Genomic DNA, 16,596 nt, shown 5'->3' with positions numbered 1-16,596 from the left:
TTTTGAAATAAAACGGCTATATCCGCAAGCCTACCGTATGGCAGTTGAATACCGAAAATGGCTACATCGGGAACTTTTTGACCTGATTTTTAGCTGTGAGACCCGTGCTTTTAAATTCGATGCAGATATGGTTTTAAACCTTATAGATGGCCTGATGCTACAGGTTTTAAGCTCTAACAGTTTGGATGAAAGAGATGTAGTGTTGGAGAGGTTTTGGGGGAGGGGGAACATAAGTTTTTATTAAAGTTTTTGGGTGGTAAATAAGAAAATATACTTTTTTCTTATTTAAATTCTCAATAGCTAATTTCTATGGACTCTATCACCTAGATAATATAAACCTAAAAAGGTCAGCAATAATAACTGGAACATAAAGAAGCAGATAATAAAAAGACAAAATACATATCCAAGCTCATACCAAAATTGAGAGGTACTAAATATATCTAAACTATAGAAATATTTAAAAGTAAGAACGAAAAAATAAAGAATTAAACTTATAAATGCTAAATATGAAAATAGACGAGACAAAAACATTCGTCGAGAGAGAGGAATTTCTACTTCTCTATCAGGATTAGTTTCAAGTATTTTTTCGGTAGGGGCTACACCAGACATTGGCCGATCCATAACTTCACTAGTCAATGTGGCTATAGCAGCAAGAGCTGCAATATAAAAACCAGGAATAGTTTGTAAAAAGCCGGTTAACAATACTGCAAAATCATTTTTGAAAATATTAGGTTCAATTTCCTTCAATGGATTATAGGCATATATATCTATTCCTAACAAAATAACGCTAGTTATTAAAGCCAATATAGCCGGGATGAAGAAATCAAATTTTTTCTTTGAAATGGCACCTTTAACTTCCCACTTAATGGCAAGGTAATTCAAAGGCTTAAATATATTTTCAAGCATTTAATCACCTCATACTATTTCATAATTTAGACTGTATTCTATCACATAGGTTATGGTTAATTTGGATATCCGCCGTCATAGGTTGTCGTAAAGAAGCAGGAATTCTTTCTTTCTTCACTAGTACAAACTCATCAAGATCGGGATTATATTGAGCAAGCCGTTCACTACCTTTACCGTCTTCAAATTTTATTTTAAACAAAACTCCTTGAAGGTTTGTATGTTGTTGAATTAGATTATGGAAAATACGTTTTACAAAACCTGCTTTCTGTTCTTTTGTTCGTATACTACTAGGAATAATAACCGCACTAGCACTTAAGCTAACTTTCACTTCATTTTGTCTAAAAATACCTTGATTATCCCAATTTTGTTGAAATTGTGGAGCTTGAGTAAACTCAACATTTTTTACTCTGCCATGAATAAATGCATCAATAATTTCATCACTTAAAATAGATTCATATTTAAAGTTGAGTTTAAAACCAAGTTCTTTTGGTAAATCTTTTTTAGGGCCTCGTTCATATCTTTCAGTTGGATGCTCACCAATAAAGTAACTCTTTGAATCTATATTTTCACGGCGTGCATGTTTAGCAAGATAGTTTAGGGTACTAACAAAAATACGCATAGTAACTCCACTTTCATGCTCAATACCCACATCTGCAAGAAAAGGCGCCGATCTATCAACTTTTAAAACAATATGTACACGTTTATCTGCTGCTTCACCTGGACGGCGTTGTAATAGACGTGTTTGGTTAGTATCGAGATCTCGAGCACATTGAGGATCAGCTTCTACGTCAGCAACAACAAAAACTAAACGAATAATAAAATTTATAGGATCAATATCAATTTTTCCTAACAATCCACAAAAACGATCATTTGAATAAGGATATTTAAAACCTTCATAATTCCATTGTTTAAGTTTTTCAAAAAACTCAATTAGATTGAAATTTATATTAGGTTTAGGACTCGCAGGTGATAATGATAATACTTGTGTATTAAGCTTGTGGAAAGTAACGAGTAAATTATCCGACATCAATTATCGCCCTTTTTAAGTAAAGTATTATGTATTTAATGATATTACAATATTAGTTTGTAGTGCTACTTAAAATTACTGTTTAGGAGGATTTTTTTAAAAGGTTATATTGCACATATGTATTTTATTAAAAATGTATATGAAGAACTGAATGCATAATTTATTTATCATAATTTTAAATTTAAGTAATATTCAAGACTCACCTTCAATGATTATCTTATAGAAAATATCTAATTTCTGATTAGTCTATGAAATGGCATAACTTATATCATTTCATAGACTAATTTAGATTCTAAAGATATTTAACTTATTAGTTTTTTTTCTTCAAAGTCAATTCAATAAGTTCTATTTGATATTTGTAGCGTTGGATTTGATAGTTGATAACCATTGAACCTAAAGCAATGCCTGTGAGAAAAGCTGTGCCATACAACAGTAAGGTTTGGACTATGTCTCCATTACTTAATGAAAATGAAATAGATGGCACCTTTGACAATTCTTTCCATACAGACCAACCTAAGCCTATTAATGAAAACACAGCATATTTATCCGAGTTTCCAATAAATGTTGAAATTCTACTGCTGAGTCGAGAGCATTTTAACTGGAGCCAATCCTGTGCCTCTAATAGAGTTTCTTTTTTGTACTTGATTAATGATTCTATGGCTTTTTTATCGTGATCAATTTCAAGTATTAACCAATCAAAACTTCGCGATTTGAATTTGAATATAGATACTAAACCAATGCCTATATCGATAATGATATAAATCGCTGGTATAAATATAGTTAACAGGGCAAACCATTTAGCAATTTCTCTTCCTTGATCTGTAAAAGGTGATACCTTATGCCATATTGCTAGTATAACTAATATTAAAAATAAGACGCCTGTAATAGCGATCATATATTTATACCCTCGTCGGGTAAGGCTTTCTAAATACGTTTCTCTGTTCTTTGCTGGTAAAGGTTCCAGTTGATTTAACTGTTCTAAAAGTGATTTTATTTCTTGCATAATTTTCCTCAAATAGAGAGTTTTTTTAAAATTAAGTGAGTCAACTCCTTGTCATTTAATTTAAGCAATTACTTTTATTTATGGGATAGGAAAAAATTACAGATATGACATTTTATGTTTAGAAGAATTTTCATACTCCACATACCCATCTTCAATTGCTGGAATAATTTCGACAAATTCAAAGTAGGGTACTGTACAAAATTCAGAGTCTCGAATCGCATCAATCACAACAGATATTCTTGTAGTCCTTTTTCAATTGTTTCACTAATCAACGTTGAATAGTCACTATCCTTAGTATCTAAATGACGCATTAACCACACATCTTGTTTTAAAGTTTGCATAGGTAGTATAGGTACTAAACCCGAAGCCTTTGCAACAAAACAAGGCAAGGCTGTAACTCCTTGTCCTTCAATGACTGCTCGTAGTTGCGAGTGCATGTTATCAAAAGACAAAGCAGGGGCCGCATCTTGGGTGAGTTCACGCATCCATTGTGCTAAGAACGTATATTGAAGGCTTCGGTCCCAACCGATTATACGATGATTCAGCAAATCATCAGCTGTTTCAGCATGCTCTGTGAAACTGGCGAGATAATCTTTACTACAATAAAGCCCATACTCCAGTTGGCCAAGTCGCCGAATAATGTAACGGCCACTTTCTGGTCGGACAAGTCGAAGAATAATGTCAGCTTCTCGTCGGGAAAAATCAACAGGAACGACACTTGTTGATATTTCTAATTGTAAATCTGGGTGCTTTAATTGCAATGCTGTTAGCTTTGACTGAAGCAACTGCTGCCCAATTAACTCAGGTAAAGCAATACGGAACAATGATTGTTGACCTTGATCATTGTAACGTTCCATCGCTATCAAATGCTCTTCTGCTTTTTCAGCCAAAGCAAAAAAATGTTTTCCAACATGGGTGAGTGTATAGCCATCACTGTCTCGGGAAAAAAGAACCGCATTGAGGCTTTTCTCCAGTTCAACGGCTCTGCGATGTACGGTAGAAACACTAATACCAAGCAATTTTGCACTGCGGCTCAACCCACCAGTTCGCCCAATAGCTAACAAAATTTTAGTATCGTCCCAGTTCATACCTTTCCATATTTAGAAAATGCGTTTGCAATAAAAACTATAGTATCTTCGATGTTTAGATTTATACAATTCAAACAATCACTACAAAGACTCAAAACTCATTATATGAGACGACTATAAACTTTTTAGAGCTAAGGCATGTGTCGTTGCAATTAAATAAGATTTTCTGGTTATGGCAGGAGCTATTTCTGAGATCACAATGTTAACAACAGAGGAGTTCTGCCATGACGACCATTTATATAGTTGATGCGTTTACCACCAAACCAAATACAGGAAATCGAGCAGGGGTTGTTCTAGATGCGGACCATCTTATGACTCAAGAGATGCAAGATATTGCTGCATTCGCTGGGTATTCAGAAACTGCCTTTGTTTTGTCACCTAAAGATCAAAGCCATGATATACATGTTCGATATTTTACCCCTACACATGAAGTCCCAATCTGTGGACATGCCACAATCGCCACTCATTTTTTACGTGCAACTACAGGCCACCAATCCGACTATCCATTAATCGCAAAAACAGGAGCAGGTCATTTACCCGTTTCAATATTTGGAAGTCCAGAAGCGTTATTGGTGAAAATGACTCAAGGTCGCGTAGAGTTTTTACCACCTTTTAATGAGAGTCAACGGACTGAACTCGCAAGCGCACTCGGTGTGAGTAAAAGTGATTTTGCTGACTTACCAATACAAGTTGTCACGACGGGGCATTCCAAGGTGATGGTGCCGATGCTGAGCAGAAGTAAGCTTGATGGATTAACTCCAAATAATGAAAAATTGAAAGCTATTAGTGCTGAAATCGGTTGCAATGGTTTTTTCCCCTTTGTTTTGGAAGGGAGTAGGCAAGAACCTATTACTTATGGTCGAATGTTTGCACCTGCAATCGGTATAAATGAAGATCCGGTAACTGGTAATGCAAATGGTCCAGCGGGGGCGTACCTTGTTCATTACGATTTAATCGAATGTGACCAGAAAGTAAGTTATTGGGGATATCAAGGCTTCGCAATAGAAAAACCGGGGCGGGTTTTAGTGACAGTTGAGAAAACAGATTCAATATTACACGTTAGCATTGCAGGCCAAGCAGTTTTAGTTGGCTCAGTTTTGTATTCTGGAAAAGATTGATGATCTTTGAGAAATTATGGCATCTTGCGTATTTCAAAGAATTTCTTCTCTTTATGTAAGTTCATCATCTCAGATATTCATTTAAGATGTAATTGCTTTAAGCAAAGGAATGATTAACGCGGCGGGCATAGTAGGGGAAAGTGATTTAAATCATTTACAACAGCGAGTTGAAAAGGCTGTATTTGGTTATTTAGATCTGGATTAATAATCTATAAGCATGAGCGTATTACTGTCAAAAGCTCTTTAATAAAAAACACCTTCCAAACTCAAGATTTGAAAGGTGCTTTTATAGGGGTTATATCTTTACGAAAACATTAGACAGTCGGTAAAGCATGTAAAAGTTGGTCAGTTAACTGATTTACTGTGTTAAGTGAAATCGTATGAATCAAACTACCGCCCGTTGGATCAGGTTCACCAACAGCAATACCTTGATTTGAACCTACCGAGCCAAGAATATTTCCTAAAATATCTTCTACATCTACAGAGTTACTATTGTCTGAGTCGCCATAGTTAATGTTAATTAAGCCATCTAGGCCACCCAGTGAACCACCGTCGCCGCTGTCAACACCACCAATAATCGTGGTGATTGAACCCAAGAGGCCACCGTTTTCAGTGACTAGGTCATCACCTACAATATGCTGAATAATGGTAGATGCCGTTGAACCATTGGTAATAAGGGTATCAATTACACCAGTAATCGAGCCACTTGCACCCTCAAGGTCAGCGCCTGCAAGGTCAGAAATAGCCTCAAGCGTACCGTTAACACTATCGCGTGAAGTCTCGAAAAGTAGTTTTCCAAGGTCTGCAAAATCGCCGACAGGGTGCTCTGCATCAGGGAACACACCAATAATTGTTCCGGCAATCGTATCAATACCTGTATTAATCAAACCTGTTTTTAAACTTTCTAAATTTTGTAGAACGTCAATACCGCTTTGAATAATACCTGTAAGTGGGTTATCGCCCAGATCCCCACCGATGCCGCCAATGCTACCGATAATGCCAGTAATCGGGCTTAGGATATCTCCATCACCACCAATGCCACCGATAATGCCAGTAATCGGGCTTAGGATATCTCCATCACCGCCAATACCACCAATAACGCCAGTAATCGGACCTAAGATATCGCCTGTACCTTCACCACCAATAAATGAGAAAGAGTTGCCTAATACATTAAGTGGTGTAGTGATAGGGGCAACAACGTCAACATCATCGCCATTACCGTTGCCAATGCCATAATTATGTTCACCGTTACCTGATGAAATACCATTTAATAAGCCATCACCAGAACCGTTGCCTGAGTCGCCAGAACCAATCACACCACCTGAAGTGTTGCCGTTGTTGGTAGTGTCATTGTCATTGACTGTGTTTGAAGTAGTTGTCGGTGAAATATTAATAGAGTCGGTCGAAGAGCCGCCGATACCTGATAAAGCATTGCCCAGAATATTTAAGCCGCCAGTAAATGGAAGTGTAAAGTCTGCATCATCACCGTTTCCGTTACCAATGCCATAGTTATGCTCACCATTACCAGACGCTGCACCATTTAAAATTCCATCGCCAGAGCCATTGCCTGAACCGTCACCAAGGCTACCTGTGTTGGCATTATCAATAGTGTCATTATCATTGACGGTATTAGTTGCTGTGGTAGGGGCAACATTTACCGAGTCACTAGATGAACTGCCAAAGCCTGAAAGCGAGTTGCCGGAAAAGTTAAGTACACCAGTAAGAGGGAAGGTGAAATCTGCATCATCACCGTTTCCGTTGCCAATGCCGTAGTTATGTTCGCCATTGCCAGAAGCAGCGCCGTTTAACAGGCCATCACCAGAGCCATTTCCAGAACTTCCACCCACAAGTCCGCCTCCATCATTTCCATTATCAGTTACGTCATTGTCATTAACTGTATTGGTCGTTGTAGTTGGGGCAGTATTAATTGAACTAGAAGATGAATTGCCAATGAGTGAGAAAGAGTTACCAGAGAAATTAAAAACACCTGTAATTGGTGCGGTAATATCTACATCATCACCATTTCCGTTGCCAATGCCGTAGTTATGCTCGCCATTGCCAGAAGCAGCGCCATTAAGTAAACCATCACCAGAGCCATTGCCTGAACCACTACCTGTGCCGCCGCTATTACCATTATCAATGGTGTCATTGTCGTTCACTGTATTTGATGTGGTTGTTGGCGCGGTATTGACTGAACTTGATGAAGAATTACCAATGAGAGTAAATGAGTTTCCTGAAATGTTTAGAACGCCGGTAATCGGAGCAGTAATATCAACATCGTCGCCGTTACCATTGCCAATACCATAGTTATGTTCACCATTGCCAGAAGCGATACCATTACCTGCGCCGTCACCTGAACCATTGCCAGAACCGCCCAGAGCGCTCACGCCGCTATCACCAGTACCATTGCCGTTATAGGTGGTGTCGTTGTCATTCACAGTATTTGACGTTGTAGTTGGCGAGGAATTAACAGAACTTGCAGATGAATTGCCAATTAGAGTAATTGAGTTACCAGACAAGTTAATAGGAAGCGTAATTGGGGCTGTAATACTTGCGTCATCCGCAATCCCATTTCCGATACCGTAGTTTTGCTCGCCATTGCCAGAGCCAATTCCATTTAACAAGCCATCGCCCGAACCATTACCACCACCTGAGCCATTGCCGTTATAGGTGGTGTCGTTATCATTCACGGTATTTGATGTATTGGTTGCAGAGTTGTTGACCGAACTAGAAGATGAGTCACCAATTAGGGTAATAGAGTTACCCGCAAGGTTAATTGGAATTGAAAGTGGAGCAGTAATGCTTGCGTCATCGGCTATACCATTACCGATTCCATAGTTGTGTTCACCATTACCAGAAGCGGCGCCATTTAAAAGCCCGTCACCAGAGCCATTGCCTGTACCACTACCAATGGTGGAGCCGTTACCATTATTCGTTACGTCGTTGTCATTAACGTTATTTGAAGTGGTGGTTGGAGAGCTATTCACCGAACTTGAAGATGAATTGCCTATGAGAGTAATTGAGTTACCAGAGAGGTTGAGGGGAATGGTAATTGGGGCGGTAATGCTTGCGTCATCGGCAATACCATTGCCAATACCATAGTTGTGTTCACCATTTCCGGAAGATATTCCATTAAGTAGGCCGTCACCAGAGCCGTTACCTAAATTACTGCTTGTGTTACTATTTTCAGGAAGTGGGATAATACTAGTAATCGAAGATAAAATACTTTTAATAAACATAATCTATTTCCATGTGATTTGTTTGAGATGTTGTTATTACTATTTATTGATTATGTGTTTCAGAGCACATAATTGAGAAAGAGTATTTAATTTTTTACTATTTGGTGTCAAGTTGTGTAATTTGTCACGGCTGATACAGCGAGTTTTTAAATATATTCAAAATCAACAAAATAAAAAATACGATTATTTTTAATAACATTTTTAAACATAAAAAATGGGCTGAGTTAATAAAAAATTTTTAAGATTAAAATAATATATGTATTTAAAAAATGATTTATCTTTTTGAAGTAAAATAATTTTTATTTAAAATTAAAGTAGCTGTGTTTATAACCTTTTGTTTTTAAAGTAAATTTAATTTATTTATAGGGCTTAAAACTATCGCTTTAAATAAAGAGAGTGACAAAAATAATATAGATAAATTTTGTGATATTTTTACTTGAGTATTTATTCGGATTTGTAAAATAATCGTAGGGATATAAGTTTTTGTAATAATAATTTGGTATATCTACGCCGTCGGCTGAGTTTTCGTTCGTTTAAAAGCCAGAGTGGGTCAGCCGACACCTTATTTTATTTGTTTAACAAAATTATTTTTAAAACAATAATTTTTATTTTAGTATTTTAAATTGTTTTTATAAATTATTTGGATTTTTATATTATTTATTTTTAAATTAAAAGAATATAGCTTATATATGATTAAGGTCAGAATAGCTTTGTATAAATTATTAAATATTTATTGAATAAAGAATAAATAAATGAGGCTTGAGCTGAGCCTAAATAATTCTGGTAATAAAAAAGCCACTCTAGATGAGCGGCTTTTCGGGAAAGCGGTAAAACTTACCAGCTTAACGCACCACCAGTTTGGTAGTCAGTTACGCGAGTTTCAAAGAAGTTCTTCTCTTTACGTAAGTCCATCATCTCCGACATCCACGCAAATGGGTTAGTTACACCAGCAAATTGCTCTGGTAAACCTAACTGAGATAAACGACGGTTACAGATGAATTTCAAATATTCTTCCATCATGCTTGCGTTCATACCCAATACACCACGTGGCATTGTGTCACGTGCATATTCGATTTCAAGCATCGTACCTTCAAGAATCATTTGAATTACTTCTTGTTGGAACTCGGCAGTCCAAAGGTGAGGGTTCTCAATCTTGATTTGGTTAATCATGTCGATACCAAAGTTCAAGTGCATAGACTCATCACGCAAAATGTATTGGAACTGCTCAGCAACACCATTCATCTTGTTACGGCGACCCATACTCAAAATTTGAGTAAAGCCACAGTAGAAGAAGATCCCTTCAAGAACACAGTAGAACGCGATCAAGTTACGAAGTAAACGTTGGTCGTTGTAAGGCGTACCTGTGTGGAAAGTAGGGTCACTTAACGATTGAGTGTATTTCAAGCCCCAAGCTGCTTTACGTGCAACCGATGGAATCTCGCGGTACATGTTGAAGACTTCACCTTCGTCCATACCTAAAGATTCGATACAGTATTGGTAAGCGTGAGTGTGAATTGCTTCTTCAAACGCTTGACGCAAAATGTACTGACGGCATTCAGGGTTCGTGATGTGACGGTAAATTGCCAATACTAGGTTGTTCGCAACCAAAGAGTCCGCAGTCGAGAAGAAACCTAAAGAACGCATAACAATCGTACGCTCATCTTCAGTTAAGCCATTTTCAGACTTCCAAAGTGCGATATCGTGGTTCATGTTCACTTCTTGAGGCATCCAGTGGTTTGCACAACCATCTAGGTATTTTTGCCAAGCCCACTCATATTTAAATGGAACAAGCTGGTTCAAGTCAGCGCGACAGTTAATCATGGCTTTGTCGTCAACCTGAACGCGTTGCGCGCCCATTTCTAACTCTTCAAGGCCAGGAGCAACATCCAAATGTTCTAAGGCTTCAGATGCTCGAGCCATTGAATCGGTTGGATTTGTTGATCGCACGGAATGGGTTCCAGCGGATTGTGGAGCTGCCACGCTCTGCGATGATGGCTGCGCAGCAGATACATTCTGCGAATCAGGCGTTTTTTCCGGGTTGACGGGCGCAGACTTGTGTTCAGGTGCAGCCGGTTTTTGCGAATCATCTTCAAAATCGTCCCAACTAAGGATAGACATTGTTGTTCTCTCTTCGTTGTATATATCTATGTTCGACATCTCTAAACGAAGATGTCACTACTATACGCTCATAATGTGTAAACAAAATTAAGTTTTATTGATGTATGACCAAATTTTGGGCCTTTGGTCCATTATCCCTACAACTTATTTTGCTTACGCTGTTGTTTACGGATTTTAAAAAAGGCGTAAACCATAGGCGTATAAAAGAAAATAAAGGCAAAGATTAAGATTCCAACACCAAGCATATAGTTATGGCTGAGATGAAAAAACATAATCTTTACCTCGTTTAAAGTTGCTCTTTTGTGTTAAAGAGCAACTTTATTGAATGTTATTGGCAAGCTTCGCAATCTGGGTTGTCGATTGAACAAGCCATAGGAACCGGAGCTGCTTGAGTGAAGCCGTCTTCTTCAACTGCTTCAGGCTTCTTCGCTTCTACGACTGGAGCTGCCGCAGGTGCTGCTGCTTCTACAGTTGCAGGTTTAACCGCGTTTAACGCACCTGTGTTAATTGTAGATTTTTCAGCAGATGTTGCGCCTAACGCACGGAGGTAATAAGTCGTCTTAAGACCACGTAACCATGCCATCTTATAAGTGATGTCAAGTTTCTTACCGTTTGCACCAGAGATGTAAAGGTTAAGAGATTGTGCTTGATCAATCCATTTTTGACGGCGTGATGCAGCATCAACAATCCAGCGTGGCTCAACTTCAAACGCAGTTGCAAAGATTGCTTTTAATTCTTCAGGAATACGAGCAATTTTTTGTACTGAACCTTCAAAGTGTTTGAGGTCATTAACCATCACTGTGTCCCAAAGACCACGTTCTTTTAATGCGCGAACAAGGTAAGGGTTAATCACAGTGAACTCACCAGACAAGTTAGATTTCACATATAAGTTTTGGAATGTTGGCTCAATAGACTGAGAAACACCACAAATGTTCGAAATGGTTGCAGTTGGAGCAATTGCCATTACGTTTGAGTTACGCATACCGTCTTTTTGAACTTTGGCACGTAAACTGTCCCAATCTAAACGTTGAGTACGGTCAACTTCAAACATACGTTCTGGACGAGATTTGGCAACAATTTCTAAAGAGTCGATTGGAAGGATGCCTTGATCCCACAATGAACCTTTAAATGTTGAGTAAGCACCACGTTCAACAGCCAAGTCACTTGAAGTTTGGATTGCATAGTAGCTAATCACTTCCATTGACTCGTCAGCAAAGTTCACAGCTTCATCAGAACCGTAAGCCATACCCATTTCGTAAAGCGCATCTTGGAAGCCCATGATACCCATACCAACAGGGCGGTGTTTCAAGTTAGAGTTCTTCGCTTGTGGTACAGCGTAGTAGTTAATGTCGATAACGTTATCGAGCATACGAACTGCTGTTTTAACAGTACGCGCTAACTTCTCACGGTCTAATACGCCACCTTTAACGTGTTGAACAAGGTTGATCGAACCTAAGTTACATACCGCAATTTCGTCTTGGTTGGTGTTTAACGTAATTTCAGTACATAGGTTAGATGAGTGAACTACGCCAACGTGTTGTTGTGGTGAACGTAAGTTACAAACATCTTTAAACGTGATCCAAGGGTGACCAGTTTCGAACAACATAGAAAGCATTTTGCGCCATAAGTCTTTCGCACGTACTTTCTTGTGCAACATGTTCTGTTCTTTCGCAACAGATTCATAGTATGCATAGCGTTCAGCAAACTCAGCACCAGTTAAATCGTGTAGGTCTGGAGTTTCAGACGGAGTGAATAGTGTCCATTCGCCATCTTCAAACACACGTTGCATAAATAGGTCAGGAACCCAGTTTGCAGTGTTCATGTCGTGAGTACGACGACGGTCATCACCCGTGTTTTTACGAAGTTCTAAGAATTCTTCAATGTCTAAGTGCCAAGTTTCTAAGTACGCACATACCGCACCTTTACGCTTACCACCTTGGTTTACCGCAACGGCTGTATCGTTCGCAACTTTAAGGAACGGAACGACACCCTGAGATTTACCGTTTGTACCTTTAATATAAGAGTTCAAGGCACGTACAGGTGTCCAGTCGTTACCTAAACCACCTGCCCATTTAGAGAGCATCGCGTTGTCACGCATTGCACCATAAATGTCATAAAGGTCATCGCCAATCGTTGTTAAGTAACAGCTTGAAAGCTGTGGACGTAATGTACCTGAGTTAAACAGGGTAGGCGTAGATGCCATGTAGTCAAAGCTAGACAACAAGTTATAGAACTCGATTGCACGCTCTTCTTTGTCTTGCTCATTAAGTGCAAGACCCATTGACACACGCATGAAGAATAATTGTGGTAATTCGAAGCGAACGCCATTTGAATGGATGAAGTAACGGTCAAATAGAGTCTGTAAACCTAAATAGGTAAACTGGTTAGAACGTTCCGGTTGAATCGCTGCTGCTAGTTTTTCTAGATCGAACTTAAGCAAGTCCGGTGAAAGCAAATCAAGCTCTACACCTTTTTTCAAGAATGCTTCAAGTGCATTGTTTTCAGCTGTATCGGCCGGTAAACCTAAGAATGCTAAGCCAGTGCTTACCAATTCATCACGAAGCAAACGTGCAGTTACGTATGTATAGTTAGGTTCTTGTTCAATACGTGTACGTGTTGCCATCATCATGGTGGTAGCAATATCGCTTTCTTTTACGCCGTTATATAAGTTTTTAACGGTTTCATCGATAATTGCTTGAACATCAATACCTTCTAAGCCTTCAGCAGCTCGATTTACAGTTGCTTGCAGTGCACTTAAATCAAGTGGTTGAAGCTGACCGTTTGCATCGGTAACTTGCAAGGTAGGGTGATGATTAGAATTTGTGTCTTTACGGGCACTTGCGCGTTGCTCGCGATAGATAACGTAAGCACGAGCGACTTTGTGCTCCCCAGTACGCATCAGTGCAAGTTCAACTTGATCTTGAATCTCTTCAATATGAATCGTACCGCCAGAAGGTAAACGGCGAGTGAAAGTGTTCAGTACCATTTCCGTCAGTTGGGTAATACGGTCGTGAATACGGCTCGAATCCGCACTTTGTTGACCTTCCACAGCAAGAAAAGCTTTACCAATCGCAACAGAAATTTTCTCTGCATCAAATGCAGCAACATCTCCGGTGCGTTTAATCACCTGAATTTGACCGGGAGTCGAAGTAATTACGCTCATGCCAGCATAGCTCCATTGTCACTTTTGTTATGTTCATAGACCGTTTGAACCGAGCAAAAAACATGCCACGATATTTGAGGGATAAACACAAGACTTAGTAGTTAAAGTTTATTTTCAACACAAGATACGGGATTTTTTACGGTAGATCAATCTTGACTTTTTAGTAATTTTTTATCTGTATGATTTGTCGGGAGATAGCATACCAAAGCTGTGAAAAAACACTTATAGATAACTTTGTGGATAACTCAAAAAACAAACACTTGAGTGAATTTAAATTTAGTGAAGAAATAATTTGTTTAATATTCATACATAGGAAATATGAATAGATTATGACATTTAAGAACAATAAACAGATAATAAAAATACCTGAAAATTCAAAGATTAATAAAATGCAACAAAACATGGTTGTCATGTATCAGTTTGGTGAACGCCTACTTGTTTACAATGTAAACGTGTGTATATTGCAAATGATAAACGAATGTATCTGCAAGATTTTTAAGATACATGTAATGAGATTTATAGGGGCAATGATATGAGCCAAGAAGAAAAGTTACCAAAGATTCTGATCGTTGAAGACGACGAGCGTTTAGCGCGATTAACTCAAGAATATTTAATCCGTAATGGTTTGGAAGTTGGTGTAGAAACCGATGGTAACCGTGCAATTCGTCGTATTATTAGTGAGCAACCGGATCTTGTGGTCTTGGATGTCATGTTGCCGGGTGCAGATGGTTTAACCGTTTGTCGTGAAGTTCGCCCACACTATCATCAACCAATCTTAATGTTGACTGCACGTACTGAAGATATGGATCAGGTACTTGGTCTGGAAATGGGTGCAGACGATTATGTCGCGAAACCAGTTCAACCACGTGTATTATTAGCGCGTATTCGTGCTTTGTTACGCCGTACAGATAAAACTGTTGAAGATGAAGTTGCTCAACGTATTGAGTTTGACGACCTTGTCATCGACAATGGTGGCCGTTCGGTAACGTTGAACGGTGAGCTTGTTGACTTTACAAGTGCTGAATATGACTTGTTATGGTTGCTTGCATCAAACGCTGGCCGTATTTTATCGCGTGAAGATATCTTCGAACGTTTACGTGGTATCGAATACGATGGTCAAGACCGTTCAATTGACGTACGTATTTCACGTATTCGTCCAAAAATTGGCGATGATCCTGAAAATCCAAAACGTATTAAAACTGTACGTAGTAAAGGTTACTTGTTTGTTAAAGAAACCAATGGATTGTAAAATCTGATTAAACTTCCTATAAGGTTGGTCGAGTGTTTAAACACAGTATATTCCTGCGAATATATGCGGGGCTGGTAATTCTTGTTGTTTTGGTGGCTGTTTTTGGGTATTTACTGGTACAAATTATCAACTACCAACGCGCACAAGAATACCGAGAATCTTTAACTGATGGTATTTCTTATGTCATTAGTGAAGGAGTCGCTCGACAACCTGGGAAGCAGCAAAAAATAGATTGGATTTCTGACGCATCTGATTTGCTCGAACTTCCAATTTATTATACCGATGCAAGTAAGGTTGAGCTGTCTCGGACCGAGAAAAAGCGGATCGAAGCACAAAAATCTGTAGTTCGTTACGATGCAAGCAATAGCATCGCATATGTCATTATTGGTTTACGTGACGACCCACAACATTACCTATCTATAAAAGTCGACAAAATCACTGAACGCCAAATGAAGGCTCTTCCTATTTTTGTGCTCGACTATTTAATGTTTTATCCGGGGCAGGAACAAGAATATCTTGCCAAGATTCAAAAGCATTTCTCATATCCGATCAATATTCAAAACATTCAAGATGTAAATCTGGATTCTGAACAGATTGGACGTTTGCGCCAAGACCAAAGTGTCATGTTGTACAAAGATAGTGCAACAGTGCGCGGTACAACCATTTCGATTGTGTCTCCAATACCGAATCATCCTGCGCAGGTGTTAGTGCTGGGTCCGGTTCCAATGTTTAACTGGATGCCTTTACAGCTTTCGGCGGGTATTACCTTATTTAGCTTATTCTTATTAAGTCTAGGTGTTTACGGTTTGATTTTGCCGTTAGAGCGCAAAATCCGACAGGTGCGTTATGCATTAAACCGTATGAAATCGGGTGATTTGTCATTACGTGTTCCTATTGAGGGAAGCGATGAAATGGCAAACTTGGCTTCAAGTTATAACAATATGTCTGACCATATTCAGCGCTTGATTGAGGCTCAACGTGAGTTAATGAGAGCAGTATCTCATGAACTCAGAACACCTGTGGCACGTATTCGCTTTGGTACAGAAATGTTAGCCGAAGAAGATGATTACAATCATCGTATGCATCAGGTCGACATGATTGATAAAGATATTGAGGCACTCAATACCTTAATTGATGAAATCATGACTTATGCAAAACTAGAGCAGGGTACACCTTCATTAGACTTTGCAGAAATTGTACTCTTTGAAGTGTTGGATCAGGTTGCAGTTGAAACTGAGGCTTTAAAAACACAGAAAGAAATTGAACTTATTCCACCGCCTTTATATGTGAAAGTAGATGCAGAGCGTCGTTACCTTCACCGTGTCGTGCAAAATCTGGTAGGTAATGCAGTTCGTTATTGTGATAACAAAGTTCGGATTACGGGCGGTATTCATAATGATGGCATGGCTTTTGTCTGTGTCGAAGACGACGGACCGGGTATTCCTGAGCAAGACCGCAAGCGTGTATTTGAAGCCTTTGCCCGTTTAGATGATAGCCGTACACGTGCATCTGGCGGTTATGGTTTGGGTCTCTCTATCGTAAGTCGTATTGCTTACTGGTTTGGTGGGGAAATTAAGGTAGATGAAAGTCCAAGTTTGGGAGGCGCACGCTTTATTATGACTTGGCCAGCACATCGCTTTAAACAACCGCCATTAAAGACCAATAAAAAAGCACCTGCATAAGGT

At 38.9% G+C, this 16,596-nt stretch carries 12 protein-coding genes and 2 pseudogenes; 6 read left to right on the top strand and 8 right to left on the bottom strand.

The window, feature by feature from the left end; genetic code table 11:
* A pseudogene (locus R5R67_RS08550) lies at window positions 1–244 on the top strand (TetR family transcriptional regulator); the annotation flags it as partial.
* Window positions 245–300: 56 nt separating this feature from the next.
* On the opposite strand, the gene R5R67_RS08545 reads toward R5R67_RS08550, so the two are convergent.
* The 4 genes from R5R67_RS08545 to R5R67_RS08530 all read right to left on the bottom strand — a co-directional run bounded on the left by R5R67_RS08545 (window position 301) and on the right by R5R67_RS08530 (window position 4,024).
* On the bottom strand, window positions 301–906 hold the full coding sequence (locus R5R67_RS08545) for a hypothetical protein (RefSeq protein ID WP_000892293.1): 606 nt from the start codon (window positions 904–906) through the stop codon (window positions 301–303).
* Between the two features lie 19 nt (window positions 907–925).
* A complete protein-coding gene (locus R5R67_RS08540) occupies window positions 926–1,933 on the bottom strand; it encodes a hypothetical protein (RefSeq protein WP_001282654.1) in 1,008 nt (335 codons plus the stop codon).
* Window positions 1,934–2,243: 310 nt separating this feature from the next.
* Window positions 2,244–2,936 carry a hypothetical protein gene (locus tag R5R67_RS08535; RefSeq protein ID WP_001156089.1) on the bottom strand — a complete coding sequence of 231 codons (693 nt, stop codon included), beginning with the start codon at window positions 2,934–2,936 and terminating at the stop codon, window positions 2,244–2,246.
* Between the two features lie 224 nt (window positions 2,937–3,160).
* On the bottom strand, window positions 3,161–4,024 hold the full coding sequence (locus R5R67_RS08530) for a LysR family transcriptional regulator (protein WP_001103907.1): 864 nt from the start codon (window positions 4,022–4,024) through the stop codon (window positions 3,161–3,163).
* Window positions 4,025–4,248: 224 nt separating this feature from the next.
* Here R5R67_RS08530 and R5R67_RS08525 point away from each other — a divergent pair, with 224 nt between their 5' ends.
* Together R5R67_RS08525 and R5R67_RS08520 are read left to right on the top strand one after the other, a co-directional pair.
* The gene (locus R5R67_RS08525) at window positions 4,249–5,142 is read left to right on the top strand and encodes a PhzF family isomerase (protein ID WP_000208305.1); all 894 of its coding nucleotides are present in this window, start codon (window positions 4,249–4,251) and stop codon (window positions 5,140–5,142) included.
* An 85-nt stretch (window positions 5,143–5,227) separates the two neighbouring features.
* A pseudogene (locus tag R5R67_RS08520) lies at window positions 5,228–5,347 on the top strand (TetR/AcrR family transcriptional regulator); the annotation flags it as partial.
* A 109-nt stretch (window positions 5,348–5,456) separates the two neighbouring features.
* On the opposite strand, the gene R5R67_RS08515 reads toward R5R67_RS08520, so the two are convergent.
* From R5R67_RS08515 to R5R67_RS08500, 4 genes are all read right to left on the bottom strand, one after another.
* Window positions 5,457–8,381, bottom strand: a complete 2,925-nt coding sequence (locus R5R67_RS08515) for a beta strand repeat-containing protein (protein WP_000470125.1) — start codon at window positions 8,379–8,381, stop codon at window positions 5,457–5,459.
* An 834-nt stretch (window positions 8,382–9,215) separates the two neighbouring features.
* On the bottom strand, window positions 9,216–10,499 hold the full coding sequence (locus R5R67_RS08510) for a ribonucleotide-diphosphate reductase subunit beta (protein WP_318754806.1): 1,284 nt from the start codon (window positions 10,497–10,499) through the stop codon (window positions 9,216–9,218).
* 137 nt (window positions 10,500–10,636) lie between these two features.
* The gene (locus tag R5R67_RS08505; protein WP_000465010.1) at window positions 10,637–10,771 is read right to left on the bottom strand and encodes a hypothetical protein; all 135 of its coding nucleotides are present in this window, start codon (window positions 10,769–10,771) and stop codon (window positions 10,637–10,639) included.
* Between the two features lie 56 nt (window positions 10,772–10,827).
* Entirely contained in the window at window positions 10,828–13,662 is a 2,835-nt protein-coding gene (locus tag R5R67_RS08500) for a ribonucleoside-diphosphate reductase subunit alpha (protein ID WP_000111544.1), read from the bottom strand.
* Window positions 13,663–13,991: 329 nt separating this feature from the next.
* Between R5R67_RS08500 and R5R67_RS08495 the strand changes: the two genes are divergently transcribed.
* Genes R5R67_RS08495 through bfmS form a run of 3 tightly spaced genes read left to right on the top strand, consistent with a single transcriptional unit; the run spans window position 13,992 to window position 16,593 of the window.
* The gene (locus R5R67_RS08495) at window positions 13,992–14,198 is read left to right on the top strand and encodes a hypothetical protein (RefSeq protein WP_000143214.1); all 207 of its coding nucleotides are present in this window, start codon (window positions 13,992–13,994) and stop codon (window positions 14,196–14,198) included.
* The gene (gene bfmR / locus R5R67_RS08490) at window positions 14,195–14,911 is read left to right on the top strand and encodes a response regulator transcription factor BfmR (RefSeq protein WP_000076440.1); all 717 of its coding nucleotides are present in this window, start codon (window positions 14,195–14,197) and stop codon (window positions 14,909–14,911) included. The genes R5R67_RS08495 and bfmR overlap by 4 nt, the downstream gene beginning before the upstream one ends.
* Window positions 14,912–14,943: 32 nt before the next feature.
* Window positions 14,944–16,593, top strand: a complete 1,650-nt coding sequence (gene bfmS / locus R5R67_RS08485; protein WP_000472465.1) for a sensor histidine kinase BfmS — start codon at window positions 14,944–14,946, stop codon at window positions 16,591–16,593.
* Window positions 16,594–16,596 lie beyond the last annotated feature (3 nt).

Source organism: Acinetobacter sp. OYA S30 (assembly GCF_033599315.1).
Lineage (GTDB): Bacteria > Pseudomonadota > Gammaproteobacteria > Pseudomonadales > Moraxellaceae > Acinetobacter > Acinetobacter baumannii.
This window is presented reverse-complemented; position numbering and strand designations above follow the sequence as displayed.

Coding starts and splice junctions, on each gene's coding strand:
- R5R67_RS08530 (WP_001103907.1), bottom strand. CDS start 4,024: ATGAACTGGGACGATACTAAAATTTTGTTAGCTATTGGGCGAACTGGT.
- R5R67_RS08500 (WP_000111544.1), bottom strand. CDS start 13,662: ATGAGCGTAATTACTTCGACTCCCGGTCAAATTCAGGTGATTAAACGC.
- R5R67_RS08525 (WP_000208305.1), top strand. CDS start 4,249: ATGACGACCATTTATATAGTTGATGCGTTTACCACCAAACCAAATACA.
- R5R67_RS08545 (WP_000892293.1), bottom strand. CDS start 906: ATGCTTGAAAATATATTTAAGCCTTTGAATTACCTTGCCATTAAGTGG.
- R5R67_RS08535 (WP_001156089.1), bottom strand. CDS start 2,936: ATGCAAGAAATAAAATCACTTTTAGAACAGTTAAATCAACTGGAACCT.
- R5R67_RS08540 (WP_001282654.1), bottom strand. CDS start 1,933: ATGTCGGATAATTTACTCGTTACTTTCCACAAGCTTAATACACAAGTA.
- R5R67_RS08495 (WP_000143214.1), top strand. CDS start 13,992: ATGACATTTAAGAACAATAAACAGATAATAAAAATACCTGAAAATTCA.
- R5R67_RS08515 (WP_000470125.1), bottom strand. CDS start 8,381: ATGTTTATTAAAAGTATTTTATCTTCGATTACTAGTATTATCCCACTT.
- bfmR (WP_000076440.1), top strand. CDS start 14,195: ATGAGCCAAGAAGAAAAGTTACCAAAGATTCTGATCGTTGAAGACGAC.
- R5R67_RS08510 (WP_318754806.1), bottom strand. CDS start 10,499: ATGTCTATCCTTAGTTGGGACGATTTTGAAGATGATTCGCAAAAACCG.
- R5R67_RS08505 (WP_000465010.1), bottom strand. CDS start 10,771: ATGTTTTTTCATCTCAGCCATAACTATATGCTTGGTGTTGGAATCTTA.